This window comes from Kineothrix sp. MB12-C1 (assembly GCF_030863805.1).
Lineage (GTDB): Bacteria > Bacillota > Clostridia > Lachnospirales > Lachnospiraceae > Kineothrix.
Genome location: NZ_CP132957.1, coordinates 1878802 through 1895127, shown reverse-complemented (window position 1 = coordinate 1895127; position 16326 = coordinate 1878802). Strand labels below are relative to the sequence as shown.

The following is a 16326-nucleotide window of genomic DNA, read 5'->3' as shown; positions in this document are numbered from 1 at the left end:
AAAAACGGTACCGTGATGAAAATGTTAATTAAGATAATCAAAGGAGATAAATGAAAATGAGAAAAACAAAAATAATCTGCACAATCGGACCAGCGAGCGAGAGCGAGGATAAATTAAGGGAGTTGATGCTGGCAGGCATGAACGTAGCCCGTTTTAACTTCTCCCATGGTACACATAAAGAGCACAAGGAAAAGTTAGCCAGAGTAATTAGAATCAGCGAAGAACTGAGACTTCCTATAGGAACACTTCTCGATACGAGAGGACCGGAGATACGTCTTGGTAATTTCAAGGATGGAAGGGCGGAGCTGGTAACAGGACAAACCTTTACTCTGACAACAGAAGATATTCTCGGGGACTCCAAGAAAGCGTCTATCACTTATAAAAACCTGAAGAACGACATTAGAGTAGGAATGTCTATTCTTATCGATGATGGTCTGATTGAAATGCTTGTAGCTGATATTAGAGGGGAAGAGATTCTTTGCACTGTAGTAAATGGCGGACCTGTATCCAATCATAAAGGGGTGAATGTTCCGAATGCTATTTTATCCATGCCTTATATCAGTGATGTTGACAGAGCAGATATTATTTTTGGATGCGAAGTGGGTTATGACTTTATTGCAGCATCATTTGTGAGAACGAAAGAAGATGTGTTGGAGATTCGTAAGATTCTGGACGAACACCACAGTATGATGAAGGTAATTGCTAAGATTGAAAATATGCAAGGTATTCAGAACTTGGAGGAAATCCTTTCTGTATCTGACGGTATTATGGTTGCCAGAGGAGATATGGGTGTAGAGGTACCTCTCGAGGAAGTACCTGTAATACAGAAACAGATGATTAAGTTGGCAGAAGCACATGGTAAGCATGTAATTACGGCAACACAGATGTTGGAATCTATGATTAAGAACCCAAGACCTACCCGTGCTGAGACAACAGATATTGCTAATGCTATTTATGATGGAACGACAGCAATTATGCTTTCCGGTGAGACGGCTGCCGGTTTATATCCGATAGAAGCCGTGAAGACAATGGCTAAAATTGCAGAGCGTACTGAGAATGATATCGACTATGATTCACGAATGAGAAAGAGAGCAAAGGCTGTATTACCCGATGTAACGACAGCGATTTCTCATGCTACTTGTACTACGGCTTCCGATTTGAATGCTAAGGCTATTATTACGGTTACCATGTCCGGATTTACAGCAGGTATGATATCCAGATATAAACCGAAGTGTCCGGTTATTGCATGTGCGGTAAATCCCCGTGTATGCAGACAGCTCAATCTGTCATGGGGTGTTGTACCCGTATTGATTGAAAAAGAAGACAATGCTGACGATTTATTCGGACAGGCTACACATGCGGTTGAGAAGCTGGGATATGTGGAACGAGGAGACGTGGCTGTATTAACAGCAGGCGTACCGCTTGGAATCTCCGGAAAGACCAATATGATTCGTGTTATTGAGGTATAAAATAAAGTGGGAAAGTTTATCTGTTTTATGGGGAAAAGCTCCACTGGAAAAGATACAGTTTTTCAATGTCTGTTGGAGGATAAGGAACTCGGTCTTCGTACCGTAGTTCCTTATACCACCAGACCGATTCGGGCGGGGGAGATGCAAGGTGTGGAATATTTCTTCACTGATGAGAAAGAGTATCAAAGACTAGCGGATGCCGGAAAAGTAATTGAGGAGCGGTCCTATCATACCTATTACGGTTTGTGGAGATACTTCACGGTAAACGATGGGAATATCGATTTACAAAGTGGAAATTATGCATCTATCGGAACTTTGGAGGCATATATTCGGCTATGTGAATTTTTCGGGAGAGCCAATGTGATTCCTGTTCTGATCGAGGTGGAGGACGGTATCAGGCTTAGGCGGGCACTGGAGCGTGAGATAACGCAAGAGCATCCGGGGTATGAAGAGTTGTGTAGAAGATTTCTGGCAGATTGTGAGGATTTCAGCGAGGAAAAGATAGAAGAGTCAGGAATTGGCAGGAGATTTTATAACGATGATTTAGAACGCTGTCTGGAAGAAATTAAAGACTACCTAATGGAAGTCTTGTAGGAAAATATTCGAAAAATGGCGTGGCTGAAAGGAGAAGGGTGCAAATATGGATATAAAAGTAAATCAAATTCAGAATCAGATGCCAATAGAACCTGCAGAAAAACAACAATCTACGGATGGCACTTTTAAATTCACCCTTATCAGCCGGATCGAAGAAAAAGAACTGCAGGCGAGGCTTACGGCCCTTATGGAAGAAATCACGATGCAGGGCGATAAGCTGGGGAAACGCCGTGATGTAAAGGATATGAAAAAGTACCGTACCTTAATCAAGGAGTTTATGAATGAGGTGGTAAGCCGTTCCCATGAATTTTCCAGGGAGAACTTCCTGGATAAAAGAGGACGGCATAGGGTGTACGGAATCGTACGACTGATCGATGAAAAGTTAGATGAGCTGGCACAAGAACTTGTGAAGGAAGAAAAGGATAATCTGAGTATCTTAAGTAAGATAGGAGAAATCAGAGGATTACTTTTGGATATATTTACTTGATTTTCATACATAACAGTGAGGGTACTGAACTGTTACGATATAATAGGATAAAACGGGAGGTTTCCATGGCAAAATTTACGGATATCATCGGGCAGGAGCAATTAAAAGAACATTTGCAGAATGCCCTTAAATTAAATAAAGTATCCCATGCGTACATTATCAATGGAGAGAGAAGTTCCGGAAAAGAATTCGTTGCAAAGATATTTGCAGCGGCTTTGCAATGTGAAAGACTGCCGCTTCAGGAATCAGATAATCTGGCAAGTAGTTTCGAGCCTTGCGGTGAGTGCCGTTCGTGCAAACAGATGGCGACAGGGAATCAACCCGATGTAATTTATGTGCAGCATGAAAAGCCGGGAACAATAGGTGTGGAAGATATCCGTGGACAGGTGAATGGCAGTGTTGCGATTAAACCTTATAGCAGTCCGCGTAAAATATATATTATAAGTGAAGGCGAGAAGATGACTGTGCAGGCACAGAATGCCCTGTTGAAGACATTGGAAGAGCCGCCGGAATATACGGTTATTATTATTTTGACAACAAATGTGGATTCGCTTCTGACTACGATTCTTAGTCGGTGTGTCATATTGAATATGAAGCCGGTAAAGGATACACAAGTAAAACGATTCCTGATGGAGACGATGCAGGTACCCGATTATAAGGCGGATATCTGTGTGGCTTTCGCAAGAGGTAATATTGGTAAAGCGAAGCTGCTCGCCTCCAGCGAGGAATTCGACCATGTGAAAGAAGAAGCGGTTACACTTCTTAAATATATTAACGATATGGAAATAAATGAAATTGTCGGAGCCATTAAGAAAATCAGTGAATATAAATTCGATGTGAATGATTATATGGATATCTTATCCATATGGTATCGGGATGTGCTGATGTTTAAGGCTACAAACGATGCAAACCACTTGATTTTCAGGGAGGAAATACAGTATATTAGAAAAGTGGCGGACAGAAGTGCTTATGAAGGAATCGAGAAGGTGATAGCCGCTCTTGAGAAAGCAAAGAACCGCCTGAATGCAAATGTAAATTTCGACTTAACAATGGAACTTCTTCTTCTGACGATTAAGGAGAATTCATAAAAGCCGAGAGCTGTAAAGGACAGGAGGAAAACTGTTAGATGGTAAAAGTAATAGGTGTGCGTTTTCGGACGGCGGGAAAAATATACTTTTTTGACCCCGGACGTTTAGATATAAAAAAAGGTGAGAACGTCATAGTAGAGACGGCCAGAGGAATTGAATATGGTACGGTGATAGGAGAACCCAGAGAAGTAGAGGACAGTAAGGTAATCCAGCCGCTAAAGCCAGTGCTTCGCGTCGCTACACCAAAGGATAGGGAACAGGAAGAAACGAATAAAGTAAAGGAAAAAGAAGCATTCCGTATCTGTCTTGAGAAGATAAGAAAACATGAGCTGGATATGAAGCTAATTGATGCTGAATACACTTTTGATAATAATAAAGTATTGTTTTATTTTACTGCTGACGGAAGGATTGACTTTCGTGAGTTGGTGAAGGATCTGGCGGCAGTCTTTAAGACAAGAATTGAACTGCGTCAGATCGGAGTGAGGGACGAAACAAAGATTGTAGGCGGTATCGGCATATGCGGAAGAGCGCTTTGCTGTCATACATACCTGTCTGAGTTCGTACCGGTGTCCATCAAGATGGCGAAGGAACAGAATCTGTCCTTGAATCCGACAAAAATATCGGGAGTTTGTGGACGTCTGATGTGTTGTCTGAAAAATGAAGAAGAGACTTACGAAGACTTAAACCGCAGATTGCCTAGCGTGGGTGACTATGTGACAACCGATGATGGATTCAAAGGGGAGGTATTGAGTGTTAATGTCTTAAGGCAGCTTGTGAAAGTAGTGATTGAGAAGCCCGATGAAAAGGAAATTCAGGAATACAAAGTGGGTCAGCTTAAGTTCAGGAAAAAGCATAAGAATACGAAAGTGGATGTGAGCGATGAGCAGTTAAAGGCGTTGGAGCGATTGGAAAAGCAGGAAGGGAAGTCGAAGCTTGATGACAATTAATCTAAAAGAGAAGGAGCGGTTGGATGAGCTGCAAAGGAATGGTTATAAGATCATTCAGAATCCTGAAAAGTTCTGTTTCGGTATGGATGCCGTTCTTTTATCCGGTTTTGCCAGGGCGAAAGAGGACGATAAGGTATTGGATCTTGGTACAGGAACAGGAATTATTCCTATACTTATGGAAGCCAAGACGAAAGCAGCTCATTTAACCGGACTGGAGATTCAAGAGGAAAGTGCCGACATGGCGCGAAGAAGCGTAGCACTGAATCATCTTCAGGATAAGATTTCGATTGTACAAGGAGATTTAAAAGAGGCAGGGACGTTATTCGACGCTGCTTCTTTTGATGTTATTACATGTAATCCTCCTTATATGACATCGCAGCATGGTCTTCAGAACCCGGAAGGTCCGAAAGCGATTGCGAGACATGAGATATTATGCACGTTAGAGGATGTAATTGCTCAGACGGCCAAGCTGTTAAAACCCGGCGGAAACTTTTTCATGGTGCATAGGCCATTCCGGTTGGCAGAAATTATGGTACTACTCCACGATTATAAATTGGAACCTAAGAGAATGAAACTTGTATATCCGTATGTGGATAAAGAGCCAAATATGGTGCTGATAGAAGCGAACAGGGGTGGAAAACCTCGTATCACGGTAGAGAAACCGCTGATTGTCTACGAGGAGCCGGGAGTTTATACACAAGAAATATATGATATTTATGGATATTAGAGTAACAGCGAAGATAACGAACTGTTACATATTAGGAGGCGCTATGGCTGGTCTATTATATTTATGTGCAACACCAATTGGAAATCTGGATGATATGACTTTTCGTGTGATCGATACCCTGAAGATGGTGGATGTAATCGCGGCCGAAGATACGAGAAATAGCATTAAGCTGTTGAATCATTTTGGGATAAAAACGCCAATGACGAGTTATCATGAATATAACCGTGTGGAGAAGGCACATTATCTTATCGGACAGATGCAGTCAGGAAAGTCGATTGCTCTTATTACGGATGCAGGGACTCCCGGAATCTCAGATCCGGGAGAAACATTGGTAGCTCTTTGCCAAGAGGCAGGCGTTACAGTTACTTCTCTCCCCGGTGCTGCGGCATGTATTACGGCCCTTACGTTGTCCGGACTGAGTACAAGGCGGTTCTGTTTCGAGGGATTTCTACCTTCTGATAAGAAGGAGAGAAGGGAAATCGTAGGGGAATTGGTGAATGAAAGCCGTACGATGATTATTTATGAGGCTCCGCATCATCTGATTAAGACGTTGCAAGAGCTTTACGAAGCACTGGGAGAGCGTAAGATAAGTATTTGCCGGGAGCTGACTAAGAAGTTTGAGACGGTAATGCCGACGACTCTTAAGGGAGCGCTTACCTTTTATGAAGAAAATGAGCCCAGAGGAGAATATGTACTTGTTATCGAAGGTAAAAGCTTAGAGGAAAAGAAAGAAGAGGCAGCACTTAGCTGGAAAGAGATGCCCATTGAAGAACATGTAAAGCTTTATGAAAGTCAGGGAATAGATAGAAAAGAGGCGATGAAACGGGCAGCGAAGGATAGAGGAATCGGGAAGCGGGAAGTGTATGCCATGCTTCACGGAATCCATGAAAAGGTTTTGGAATAATAACAGATATTAAGTTTATGCGTATATATCCAATATTATTACTTCTTTTTTTGCACGATTATTCTACGATTGAATACATTGTAGTAAGAATAAGGACTATGAAAATCAAAGTACTTTTATAGGAGTTAGATTAGATTGGATTATAATATTACCAATAATCAGATTACATCAAGAGCGGGGATTCCCTATGACGATATTAGCTGGTATGATGTTACAGGGCAGCCTTTTGGCGTTGCTTCCCAGTTTAATGCTATCGTTTTTGGAAATGCCAATAACCTTGTAGATGCCAATGGTGCAATGGCAGTTGGTGGAAATTTCGTCAGTCCAAGGGGATTAAGTCTTGGTTTCGGAGGCGATTTAGAATCGGCAGAAGTAGGCTATTCACCCGATATGGTAAGGTTTCTCGTAGGAAATAATGTTTCAATGAACGGCCCATTAGGTGTGGTAGGCCATGTTGTAACCGGCGGTGATTTTCGTGCTGATAAAGGAAGTACCTATTTAATCGGCAAAAGTGGAATGCCGGGACAAATGCAGGAATTGGAACGTTTATATCACTCGGATTCCGGCAGCCCTTACTGGACACCTAGCGATAAGGGGAACCATTATATCATACCGAGCTACGACGTAGCGCGATTTATTCCTGCAAGACGAGTAGATGCCAATGTTTCCGGTTTCTTCCAAAGTGCAAGAAGCAGTATAGATAATTATAAAAATTGCATTGAGGGACTGGAAGTAAACGGAGAAGTAATAGACAATTTCCACGAATGGATTCTTCGGGGTAATAATCCCAGACAAAACGTATTCTTAATTAATGAACCGAATGGCCTGCTTAGAAAGGGCATTCGTGCAGAAGTACCAGAAGGAAGTTTAGTTATTGTAAGAATAAAAACAGGGGATAATGCACATTTACAATATGGTCTTATGGGAGAACAACATAAGGCAGACCATACTCTCTATGTTTTTGAAGATGCTAAGAATATATTTATGGAAGTTCCAGCTGCAATTTGGGGAAGCTTTTTGGCCCCGCAAGCTACGTTGCATGCTCATTCAACAGGAGGACATATCACCGGTAATGCTGCTTTAAATTCATTTGCGGTAAATCCGAACAGTGGTTTTGAATTCCATCTCCCATCTTTTGTCGGAGGTGTAATATGTGAAATGGGGGAAACACCACTTCCCACAGGTCCAACGACACCAGAATCTACATCACCTGAGGCTCTTGTCTGCCCGGAACCGCCGCCATGTCCGGTTTGTCCGGAATCAGTGCCTTGCCCGGTTTGTCCTACTTGCCCGGAACCAATGCCCTGCCCGACCTGTCCGGAACCGATTTCGTGTCCTGTTTGCCCTGAGCCGATGCCATGTCCTGCCTGTCCGGAGCCGATGCCATGTCCGGTTTGCCCAATCTGCCCGGAACCGATGCCGTGTCCTGCCTGTCCGGAGCCGCCGCCATGTCCGGTTTGCCCGATCTGCCCGGAACCGACGCCATGTCCGCCATGCCCGGTTTGCCCGGTCTGCCCGGAACCGATGCCATGTCCGGTTTGCCCGGTCTGTCCGGAATCGATGCCGTGTCCGCCATGTCCGGAGCCGATGCCTTGCCCGCCTTGCCCGCCGTGTCCGGTCTGCCCACCTTGTCCTAAGTGTATGATCAGTGAGGGTATTATTGCCGGCCGTATCAAAGGTTGTTCCTGCCGCATGGATCATGAGTGGGAATTACGACTTTATCAGATGTGCGGAAAAACCCAGATTCTATTATTCTGCAAATTTATAAATTGCTCCGATCGCTTTGAATTCCAGGTTCCATATAACGGAAGTTATTTATTGAAGGTATGCCCGACAACAAATTTCAGAAGAGGCTGTAATTGCAAACCGATTATAGAGCTTAATAATATCGGAGTATCTAACTTTATCGTTAAATAGAGTGGAGTCAATTGTGGAATAAGTTCAATGTAAAATGCTTAAATTCTGGATTTTAAATTTAAAAACTTCCGGTCTTCATTTTGTCTATGAAGAAACTGGAAGTTTTTATTTTCATGTATCAGGAAATCCTAATACATAAAGCTCTGCGGGCAAAGTATGTACAGCTACGCGCATAAGGAATAAAACCATATATTTCGCATAATTGTATTTAAAAGCTATTTTAATTATTAAAAAAGTTAGTTGACAAACAATAAAAGAGTATATATACTTTGAATATCAAACAATTTAAAAAAGATAGTGATTATCCGACAAATGGCTGGTAATACACTAATAAGATTAAAGGAGATATTGAAATGTTAGAAAGAGTAAAAGAGATTATTCAGGAGCAATTAAGTTTAGACGGAGTGGCGATTACAGAAAGTTCATCCTTTAAGGATGATTTGGGAGCAGACTCTCTTGATTTGTTCGAATTGGTTATGGCATTCGAAGAAGAATATGGCGTTGAGATTCCTTCCGAGGATTTGGAGCAGATCACGACAGTCGGCGCTGTTATTGAATATATGAAAAACAAGGGCGTAGAAGCATAAGATGAAGACGAGAATCACCGAATTATTGGGAATTGAATATCCGATTATCCAAGGCGGTATGGCGTGGGTAGCAGAATATCATCTTGCAGCCGCGGTATCGGAAGCCGGAGGGCTGGGACTGATAGGAGCTGCCAGTGCTCCCCCTGAGATTGTCAGAGAGCAGATTCGTGAAGCGAAGAAACTAACCGATAAGCCGATTGGTGTGAACGTTATGCTTTTGAATCCCAATGCCGAAGAAGTAGCTAAGGTTATTGTGGAGGAAGGGATTAAAGTAGTGACGACCGGAGCCGGCAATCCCGGAAAATTCATGGAACTGTGGAAGAGTGCAGGCGTGAAGGTAATTCCCGTAGTTGCCAGCGTAGCCATGGCTAAAATGATGGAACGTGCAGGTGCGGATGCTATTATTGCAGAAGGTACTGAAGCAGGAGGGCATATTGGCTCGATTACGACTATGGTACTGCTTCCCCAGATAGTGGATGCGGTGAGTATCCCGGTGGTGGGTGCCGGCGGCGTTGCGGATGAGAGAGGTTTTGCAGCTGCAATGATGCTCGGGGCAGATGCAGTACAAATGGGTACAATATTTATAACTGCTAAAGAATCCATTGTACATAGCAATTATAAACAGAAAGTAATTACTGCGAAAGACATCGATTCAGAAGTGACAGGAAGAAGTACGGGGCATCCGGTGCGTTCTCTCAGAAATAAAATGACGAGGGAATATCTGAAACTGGAAGAAGAGGGTGCTTCCTTTGAAGAATTGGAATATCTGACTTTAGGATCTTTAAGGAAAGCAGTAGTAGATGGCGATGTAATCAATGGAACAATTATGGCTGGTCAGATAGCCGGATTGGTAAAAGAGGAAAAGAGCTGTGAAGAGATCATTCACGGAATTATCTCACGAGCAGAAAAGCTATTAAAAATGTAGGCGGAAGGTCCGTATGGGCGGACCTTCATTTTTTAGAATAATATTTTGACAGTCAAAGTAAATTGACAAATGGAGAGGCAGACTTTATTATGAGTAAAATAGCATTTATTTTTCCCGGACAGGGAACGCAGTATATTGGGATGGGAAAAGACTTTTACGAGGAATGTAAGGTAAGCAGGGAAATGTTTGAGTTAGCAGGAAAAGCGGCAGATTTAGATGTTGCGTCCCTGTGTTTTGAAAAAAATGAAAAAATTAATATTACGGAGTATACACAAATAGCGATGCTTGCGACTGAGGTCGCTATTTTAAAAGCGATAGAAGAAAAAGGATATAAGCCGGATGTGACTGCGGGCTTAAGCCTGGGGGAATATGGTGCACTTGCTGCCGCAGGGGTCATGAGCCCGGAAGATATATTTAAAATAGTAAGGAAAAGAGGTATTTACATGCAGGAGGCAGTTCCTGTAGGTGGTGCTATGACAGCAGTACTTGGACTCCCTTCTGACCGGATCGAACGAATCTGTGAGGAAACACAAGGGATGGTGAGTATAGCGAATTATAATTGCCCGGGGCAAATTGTAGTGACCGGAGAGGCAGAGGCAGTAGGAAAGGCATCAGAGGCATTTATAGCAGAGGGTGCCAAAAGATGTATTCCATTGAATGTCAGCGGCCCTTTCCATTCTCCGCTCTTGAAGGGAGCAGGGGAAAGGCTGGAAGAGGCATTGGAGGAAGTAATGATACGAGAAATAGCGATTCCCTATCTGTCCAATGTGACCGGGAATTATGTGACGGAAAAAGAGCAGGTGAAACAGCTATTGACCGCGCAGGTATCTTCCAGTGTAAGATGGCAGCAGAGTGTGGAGCGGATGATTGCGGACGGTGTGAATACCTTCGTGGAAATCGGACCCGGAAAAACATTGAGCGGATTCATACGCAAGATTGAAAAAGAGGTAAAAGCAGAGCACAAAATTACCGCAATTAATATTGAGAAAGTAGAAGATATGGAGAATCTTGTTACTATTCAGCCTACGGCTTCCTAGCAACAATAGTAGCTGTAAATAGTAGCATAATGCACACATATACTACCGATTATTTATTAACATGGGAGAGGAGCGAAGTAATGTTAGAGGGAAAAATAGCACTGATAACAGGGGCGAGCAGAGGAATTGGGCGTGAAATAGCACTTACACTCGCCGGATATGGAGCGGACGTAATTGTAAATTACAATGGCTCTGAGGATAAGGCGAAAGAAGTTGTAAAAGAAATTGAAAATATGGGAAGAAAAGCAGTAGCAGTACAGTGTTCTGTGGCGGATTACACAGCCTGCGGAAAGATGATAGAGGAAATGCTGGGGGCTTTTGGGCATATCGATATTCTCGTGAACAATGCCGGTATTACGAAAGATAATCTTATGATCAAGATGTCGGAAGAGGATTTCGATGCGGTCATAGATACTAATTTAAAGGGAACTTTCAACACGATAAAGCATATGTACCGGCCTTTTATTAAGCAACGGAGCGGAAGGATCATTAATCTGTCGTCCGTGTCCGGTGTGCTCGGTAATCCCGGTCAGGCGAATTACTCCGCTTCCAAGGCAGGGGTAATAGGACTTACGAAGAGTATGGCCAAAGAGTTGGCGGGAAGAAATATTACAGTAAATGCGGTAGCGCCAGGATACATCGATACGGATATGACTCAGGCGATGGGTGAGGCTGCGAAAGAAGCAATTATTTCACAAGTGCCGTTAAAACGTGCAGGACAGCCGAAGGAAATTGCTGAGGCGGTAGCATTTCTTGCCAGTGATAAGGCGGGATATATTACCGGTCAAGTGATTTCAGTGGATGGCGGAATGGCTATATAGAGCAGCTAGGATGAAAGGAGAATGGGAATTATTATGAAGAAGAGAGTTGTGGTTACCGGAATGGGGGCAATTACCCCGATTGGACTTAATGTAGAGGAATTCTGGGCTAGTGTCAAAGAAGGAAAAGTAGGCTTTGATAATATCACCAAATTTGACACCTCCGAATATAAATGCAAGCTGGCAGCAGAGGTGAAGGGATTCGAAGGGAAAAACTTCATGGATGTTAAGGCGGCGAAGAGAATGGAATTGTTTAGCCAGTATGCGGTAGCAGCATCTAAAGAAGCACTTGAAGATGCCGGAATCGATATGGAAAAAGAGGATGCTTTCCGAGTAGGTGTAGCTATGGGATCCGGAATAGGTTCTTTGCAGGCGATGGAAAGAGAACATACAAAGCTTCTGGAAAAAGGACCGGGCCGCGTTAACCCATTATTGGTTCCCCTTATGATTTGCAATATGGCAGCAGGCAATGTATCCATTCAGTTTGGGCTAAGGGGTAAGAATATTAACGTAGTGACAGCCTGTGCCACAGGAACCAACTCTATCGGAGAAGCATTCCGTTCCATTCAGTACGGAGAGGCGGATGTCATGGTAGCGGGAGGAACAGAAAGCAGCATTACTCCGGTTGGTATGGCAGGATTCACTGCACTGACAGCACTTACTACTTCGGAAGATAAATATAGATGTTCCATACCTTTTGATAAGGAAAGAAGCGGATTTGTTATGGGAGAAGGCTCGGCAGCCATTGTATTGGAGGAGTTAGAGCACGCCCGGAAAAGAGGCGCGAAGATATATGCAGAGGTCGTAGGCTATGGATGTACTGCAGATGCTTATCATATTACCTCTCCCGCCGAGGATGGAGGAGGAGCGGCGAAAGCCATGGAATTCGCTATCAAGGATGCAGAAATCCAGCCGGAGAATATCACCTATATCAATGCTCATGGAACGAGCACTCATCACAATGATTTATTTGAAACGAGAGCGATTAAGATGACTTTTGGCGATCATGCGAAGAATATTAAAATTAACTCTACAAAATCTATGGTAGGTCATTTACTGGGTGCGGCAGGAGCGCTGGAGTTCTTAACTTGTATTAAAGAATTGGAAGAAGGTTATATCCATCGTACGGTAGGCTATCTCGTACCTGATGAAGAATGTGATTTGAATTATTGTAAAGAGGCGTTCGAGGAAGACTTTACCTATGCCCTTTCCAATTCGCTGGGCTTCGGAGGACATAACTCCACCATAATTGCTAAGAAGTATAATAGATAGGAGAAAAAAATGTCTGTTTTAACAACTAAGGAAATTATGAAAATTATTCCTCACAGACACCCATTTTTGCTCGTTGACACAATAGAGGAGTTGGAAGAGGGGAAAAGAGCGAAGGGGAAAAAGTGCGTGACTTATAATGAGCCGTTTTTTGTAGGACATTTTCCGGAAGAACCTGTTATGCCGGGAGTGTTGGTCGTAGAGGCTCTGGCTCAGGTAGGGGCGGTAGCTTTACTCAGTGATCCGGACTTCAAGGGTAAGACGGCATATTTTGGAGCGATCAATTCGGCAAAATTCAGGAAAAAAATTGTGCCGGGTGATGTGCTTATATTGGAAACTGAAATTATTAAAAGAAAAGGTCCTATTGGCATAGGCAGTGCAAAAGCATATGTAGACGGCAAGCTGGCAGTGCAGGCAGAACTTACTTTTGCGATAGGCAGCTCGGAGGAATCATGAGCAATAGTTTATTAAAACCTTTAAAAATCGGAGATCTGACGGCTAAAATTCCAGTAATACAAGGCGGAATGGGTGTTGGTATCAGTTTGTCAGGATTGGCGGGAGCAGTAGCGGCCAGTGGCGGAATAGGGGTGATCTCCACCGCACAGATCGGATATAGAAGTGAGAACTTCTACAAGGATCCGCTAGGGTGTAATCTGCATGCCATAAAAGAAGAAATAAATAAGGCGAGAAAAACTGCCGGAAGCGGAATTATCGGAGTCAACATCATGGTGGCGACGAAACGATATGAGGAATATGTAAAGGCAGCGGTAGCGGCAGGTGTGGATATTATCATATCAGGAGCAGGGCTGCCTATGACTTTACCGGAGTTGGTGGGGAAGGCGAAGACGAAGATCGCACCGATTGTTTCCAGCCTAAAATCTGCGCAAGTTATCCTGAAATACTGGGGAAAGAAATATGACAGACTTCCCGATATGGTTGTGATAGAAGGACCTTTAGCCGGTGGACATCTCGGCTTTAAGGGGGAACAGCTCACACAGATGGAAGAATTAAATTATGATGGAGAAATTCGCAAGATTATTGAGCATGTAACGGAATATGCAGGAGAATACGGTAAAGAAGTTCCTGTAGTTATTGCAGGAGGGATCTATACGAGAGAAGATGCGGAGCATGCATTCTCGCTCGGTGCATCCGGCGTTCAAGTGGGAACCCGTTTCGTGACTACTTACGAATGCGATGCTTCTGAGGCATATAAGCAGGCATATATCGATGCGGCCAAAGAGGATATCATTATTGTAAACAGTCCGGTAGGAATGCCTGCCAGAGCTATTTCCAATGAGTTTACAAGAAGGGCAGGAGAAGGAAGAATTCCTCCTGAAAGATGTTCCGGTTGCATTATAACCTGTAATCCGGCAGAAACACCGTATTGTATTACACAGGCTCTCATTCACGCAGTAAAGGGAAATATAAAGGAAGGACTCCTCTTTTGCGGGGCAAATGCTTATAAAGCGAAGAAGTTAGAGTATGTAAAGGATATTATGGAAGAATTTAAAATAGATGAAAAAAAGCAAGATATCCTTAGAATGGGGGATTAGTATGATTACAAAAATTATTGGAACAGGAAGCTGCCTCCCATCTCATGTGGTAAGTAACGATGACTTATCAAAGATTATGGATACGTCCGATGAGTGGATTTCCAGCCGTACCGGTATTAGAGAAAGGCATCTGGCAAAGGAAGAAACTACCGCATTTATGGCATCAGAATCAGCCAAAAGAGCACTTAAAGACGCAGGAGTAGATGCAAAAGAAATCGATTTGATTATCGTAGGAACAATTACCGGTGATTATGTAACCCCATCTACTGCCTGTGAAGTGCAGGCACAGCTAGGTGCGGATAAAGCGGTGGCCTTCGATGTGAATGCCGCATGTTCAGGATTTATGTTCGGTTTACATACAGCCCATATGTATTTGCAGTCGGGTATTTATAAAACAGCCCTAATCATCGGTGCGGAGACCTTATCGAAGATTATGGACTGGAATGATAGAAGTACATGTGTCCTTTTTGGGGACGGAGCGGGAGCTGTCGTAATCAGGTCATATACGGATGAAGAGGCAAATGAGAATGGAATGGGCGGTACCGGAGGTCTGCTCGCTTTTTCCCAAGGCTCCGATGGGGCAAAGGGAATTGTCCTGGCTTGCAGAGATCGGGTAAATAATAATCCGCTGATAAGCAATCCTATTGAGCAGGGATATTTATCCATGGATGGGCAGGAGGTATATAAATTCGCAGTGAGTACGGTGCCGGCTTCCATTCATGAGGCTCTTTCATTATCGGGGCTGAAAGCGGAAGATATTAAATATTTCGTACTTCATCAGGCGAATGTGCGGATCATCCAGTCCGTGGCGAAACGTTTGAAGGTAAGCGAAGACAGATTCCCCGTGAATCTGGATCATTGTGGAAATATATCGGCAGCGAGCGTACCGATTCTGCTGGATGAAATGAATCAAAAAGGAATGTTGAGCCGTGGAGATAAAATAGTTATGTCCGGATTCGGGGCAGGGCTCACCTGGGGAACGACTGTAATTGAATGGTAAAAGCCATAGTCTATGTAACGAGAAACAAAACCCTTAAGTTTTACAGGAATATATAAGCAAGCGCGTGAATATAGTTTAGTCAAATAATGATAAAGGATTTCTATGCTAAATTATATTTGGGCAATTATGATTATTATTGGAGTGATATATGGGGCGTTTACAGGTAATATAGAAGCAGTGAGCAATGCTGCCTTGAATTCGGCAGGTGAAGCGGTATCCTTATGTATTACGATGGTAGGGGTAATGTCCTTGTGGGTTGGTTTGATGCAGATAGCCCAGACTTCCGGGCTAATCCGTAAGATGACTGATGGAATTCAACCGTTTATGTCCTTTATGTTTCCTCGGATACCGAAGGAACATGCGGCAAGGGAATATATATCTACCAACATCATAGCGAATATATTGGGATTGGGATGGGCATGTACTCCGGCAGGGCTCAAGGCGATGGAAGCGCTGGCGCAGTTGGAGAAGGAACGCGGTAATCCTGAATACATAGGAAGAGATAATAAGAGAGCCAGAACGGCCAGCCCGGAGATGTGTACCTTTCTTATATTGAATATTTCATCGCTACAGTTAATTCCGGTCAATATGATTGTATACAGGAATCAGTATGGCAGTATCAATCCGGCGGCGGTAATCGCTCCGGCTTTGATTGCTACTTTTCTAAGTACGGTAGTAGCTGTCATATATTGTAAGATGATGGAGAAGAAGTAATTGAAATGATAAAAGCAGTAAAATTACAAATAAAGTCCTTAAAATAGAATTGCTCCGTTTGGAGTAATTCTATTTTTGTTTCTGCCATATACAGAGAGCTAATAATGTAATGATTTGTAACTGTTCAATACTTTATCAGTTATAATAATTTTTGAATTCTTATATTAATTGAAGGAATTTTATGAGATACTATATGGGTATTGATTGTATTTAAAGCTAAGCAAATATAAAATCAATCATATGAAGAAAGTATAATATTATACTGCGCCGAGCAAAGCGAGTGTGCAAAA

The 16326-nt window shown here is 43.1% G+C and carries 17 protein-coding genes; all 17 read left to right on the top strand.

The window, feature by feature from the left end:
• Positions 1–56 precede the first annotated feature (56 nt).
• The 17 genes from pyk (at position 57) to RBB56_RS08660 (ending at position 16036) form a co-directional block, all read left to right on the top strand.
• Positions 57–1469 (top strand): pyruvate kinase, encoded by a 1413-nt coding sequence (pyk, locus tag RBB56_RS08740; protein WP_306721990.1) that lies wholly within the window; start codon positions 57–59, stop codon positions 1467–1469.
• 6 nt (positions 1470–1475) lie between these two features.
• Positions 1476–2063: a hypothetical protein gene (locus tag RBB56_RS08735; RefSeq protein WP_331526810.1), complete on the top strand. Its 588-nt coding sequence runs from the start codon at positions 1476–1478 to the stop codon at positions 2061–2063.
• Between the two features lie 46 nt (positions 2064–2109).
• Complete coding sequence (locus tag RBB56_RS08730; RefSeq protein ID WP_306721988.1) at positions 2110–2550, top strand: YaaR family protein; 441 nt, start codon at positions 2110–2112, stop codon at positions 2548–2550.
• Between the two features lie 65 nt (positions 2551–2615).
• Positions 2616–3638, top strand: coding sequence for a DNA polymerase III subunit (locus tag RBB56_RS08725; RefSeq protein ID WP_306721987.1), 1023 nt, complete (start codon positions 2616–2618; stop codon positions 3636–3638).
• A gap of 38 nt (positions 3639–3676) precedes the next feature.
• Positions 3677–4585: a PSP1 domain-containing protein gene (locus RBB56_RS08720; RefSeq protein WP_306721986.1), complete on the top strand. Its 909-nt coding sequence runs from the start codon at positions 3677–3679 to the stop codon at positions 4583–4585.
• Positions 4575–5312 carry a tRNA1(Val) (adenine(37)-N6)-methyltransferase gene (locus RBB56_RS08715; protein WP_306721985.1) on the top strand — a complete coding sequence of 246 codons (738 nt, stop codon included), beginning with the start codon at positions 4575–4577 and terminating at the stop codon, positions 5310–5312. Before RBB56_RS08720 ends, RBB56_RS08715 begins: the two co-directional genes overlap by 11 nt.
• A 43-nt stretch (positions 5313–5355) precedes the next feature.
• Entirely contained in the window at positions 5356–6216 is an 861-nt protein-coding gene (gene rsmI, locus RBB56_RS08710) for a 16S rRNA (cytidine(1402)-2'-O)-methyltransferase (protein ID WP_306722117.1), read from the top strand.
• A 135-nt stretch (positions 6217–6351) separates the two neighbouring features.
• The gene (locus RBB56_RS08705) at positions 6352–8133 is read left to right on the top strand and encodes a collagen-binding domain-containing protein (RefSeq protein ID WP_306721984.1); all 1782 of its coding nucleotides are present in this window, start codon (positions 6352–6354) and stop codon (positions 8131–8133) included.
• Positions 8134–8486: 353 nt separating this feature from the next.
• On the top strand, positions 8487–8720 hold the full coding sequence (acpP, locus tag RBB56_RS08700) for an acyl carrier protein (protein WP_306721983.1): 234 nt from the start codon (positions 8487–8489) through the stop codon (positions 8718–8720).
• Position 8721: 1 nt separating this feature from the next.
• Positions 8722–9645 (top strand): enoyl-[acyl-carrier-protein] reductase FabK, encoded by a 924-nt coding sequence (fabK, locus tag RBB56_RS08695; RefSeq protein WP_306721982.1) that lies wholly within the window; start codon positions 8722–8724, stop codon positions 9643–9645.
• Between the two features lie 89 nt (positions 9646–9734).
• A complete protein-coding gene (gene fabD, locus RBB56_RS08690; RefSeq protein WP_306721981.1) occupies positions 9735–10682 on the top strand; it encodes an ACP S-malonyltransferase in 948 nt (315 codons plus the stop codon).
• 80 nt (positions 10683–10762) lie between these two features.
• Positions 10763–11503 carry a 3-oxoacyl-[acyl-carrier-protein] reductase gene (gene fabG, locus RBB56_RS08685; RefSeq protein ID WP_306721980.1) on the top strand — a complete coding sequence of 247 codons (741 nt, stop codon included), beginning with the start codon at positions 10763–10765 and terminating at the stop codon, positions 11501–11503.
• A gap of 33 nt (positions 11504–11536) precedes the next feature.
• Positions 11537–12772, top strand: a complete 1236-nt coding sequence (fabF, locus tag RBB56_RS08680) for a beta-ketoacyl-ACP synthase II (RefSeq protein WP_306721979.1) — start codon at positions 11537–11539, stop codon at positions 12770–12772.
• 9 nt (positions 12773–12781) lie between these two features.
• Entirely contained in the window at positions 12782–13225 is a 444-nt protein-coding gene (gene fabZ / locus RBB56_RS08675; RefSeq protein ID WP_306721978.1) for a 3-hydroxyacyl-ACP dehydratase FabZ, read from the top strand.
• The gene (locus RBB56_RS08670) at positions 13222–14322 is read left to right on the top strand and encodes an NAD(P)H-dependent flavin oxidoreductase (protein ID WP_306721977.1); all 1101 of its coding nucleotides are present in this window, start codon (positions 13222–13224) and stop codon (positions 14320–14322) included. Before fabZ ends, RBB56_RS08670 begins: the two co-directional genes overlap by 4 nt.
• A 1-nt stretch (position 14323) precedes the next feature.
• The gene (locus RBB56_RS08665; protein WP_306721976.1) at positions 14324–15322 is read left to right on the top strand and encodes a beta-ketoacyl-ACP synthase III; all 999 of its coding nucleotides are present in this window, start codon (positions 14324–14326) and stop codon (positions 15320–15322) included.
• A 102-nt stretch (positions 15323–15424) separates the two neighbouring features.
• On the top strand, positions 15425–16036 hold the full coding sequence (locus tag RBB56_RS08660; RefSeq protein WP_306721975.1) for a nucleoside recognition protein: 612 nt from the start codon (positions 15425–15427) through the stop codon (positions 16034–16036).
• Positions 16037–16326: the final 290 nt, after the last annotated feature.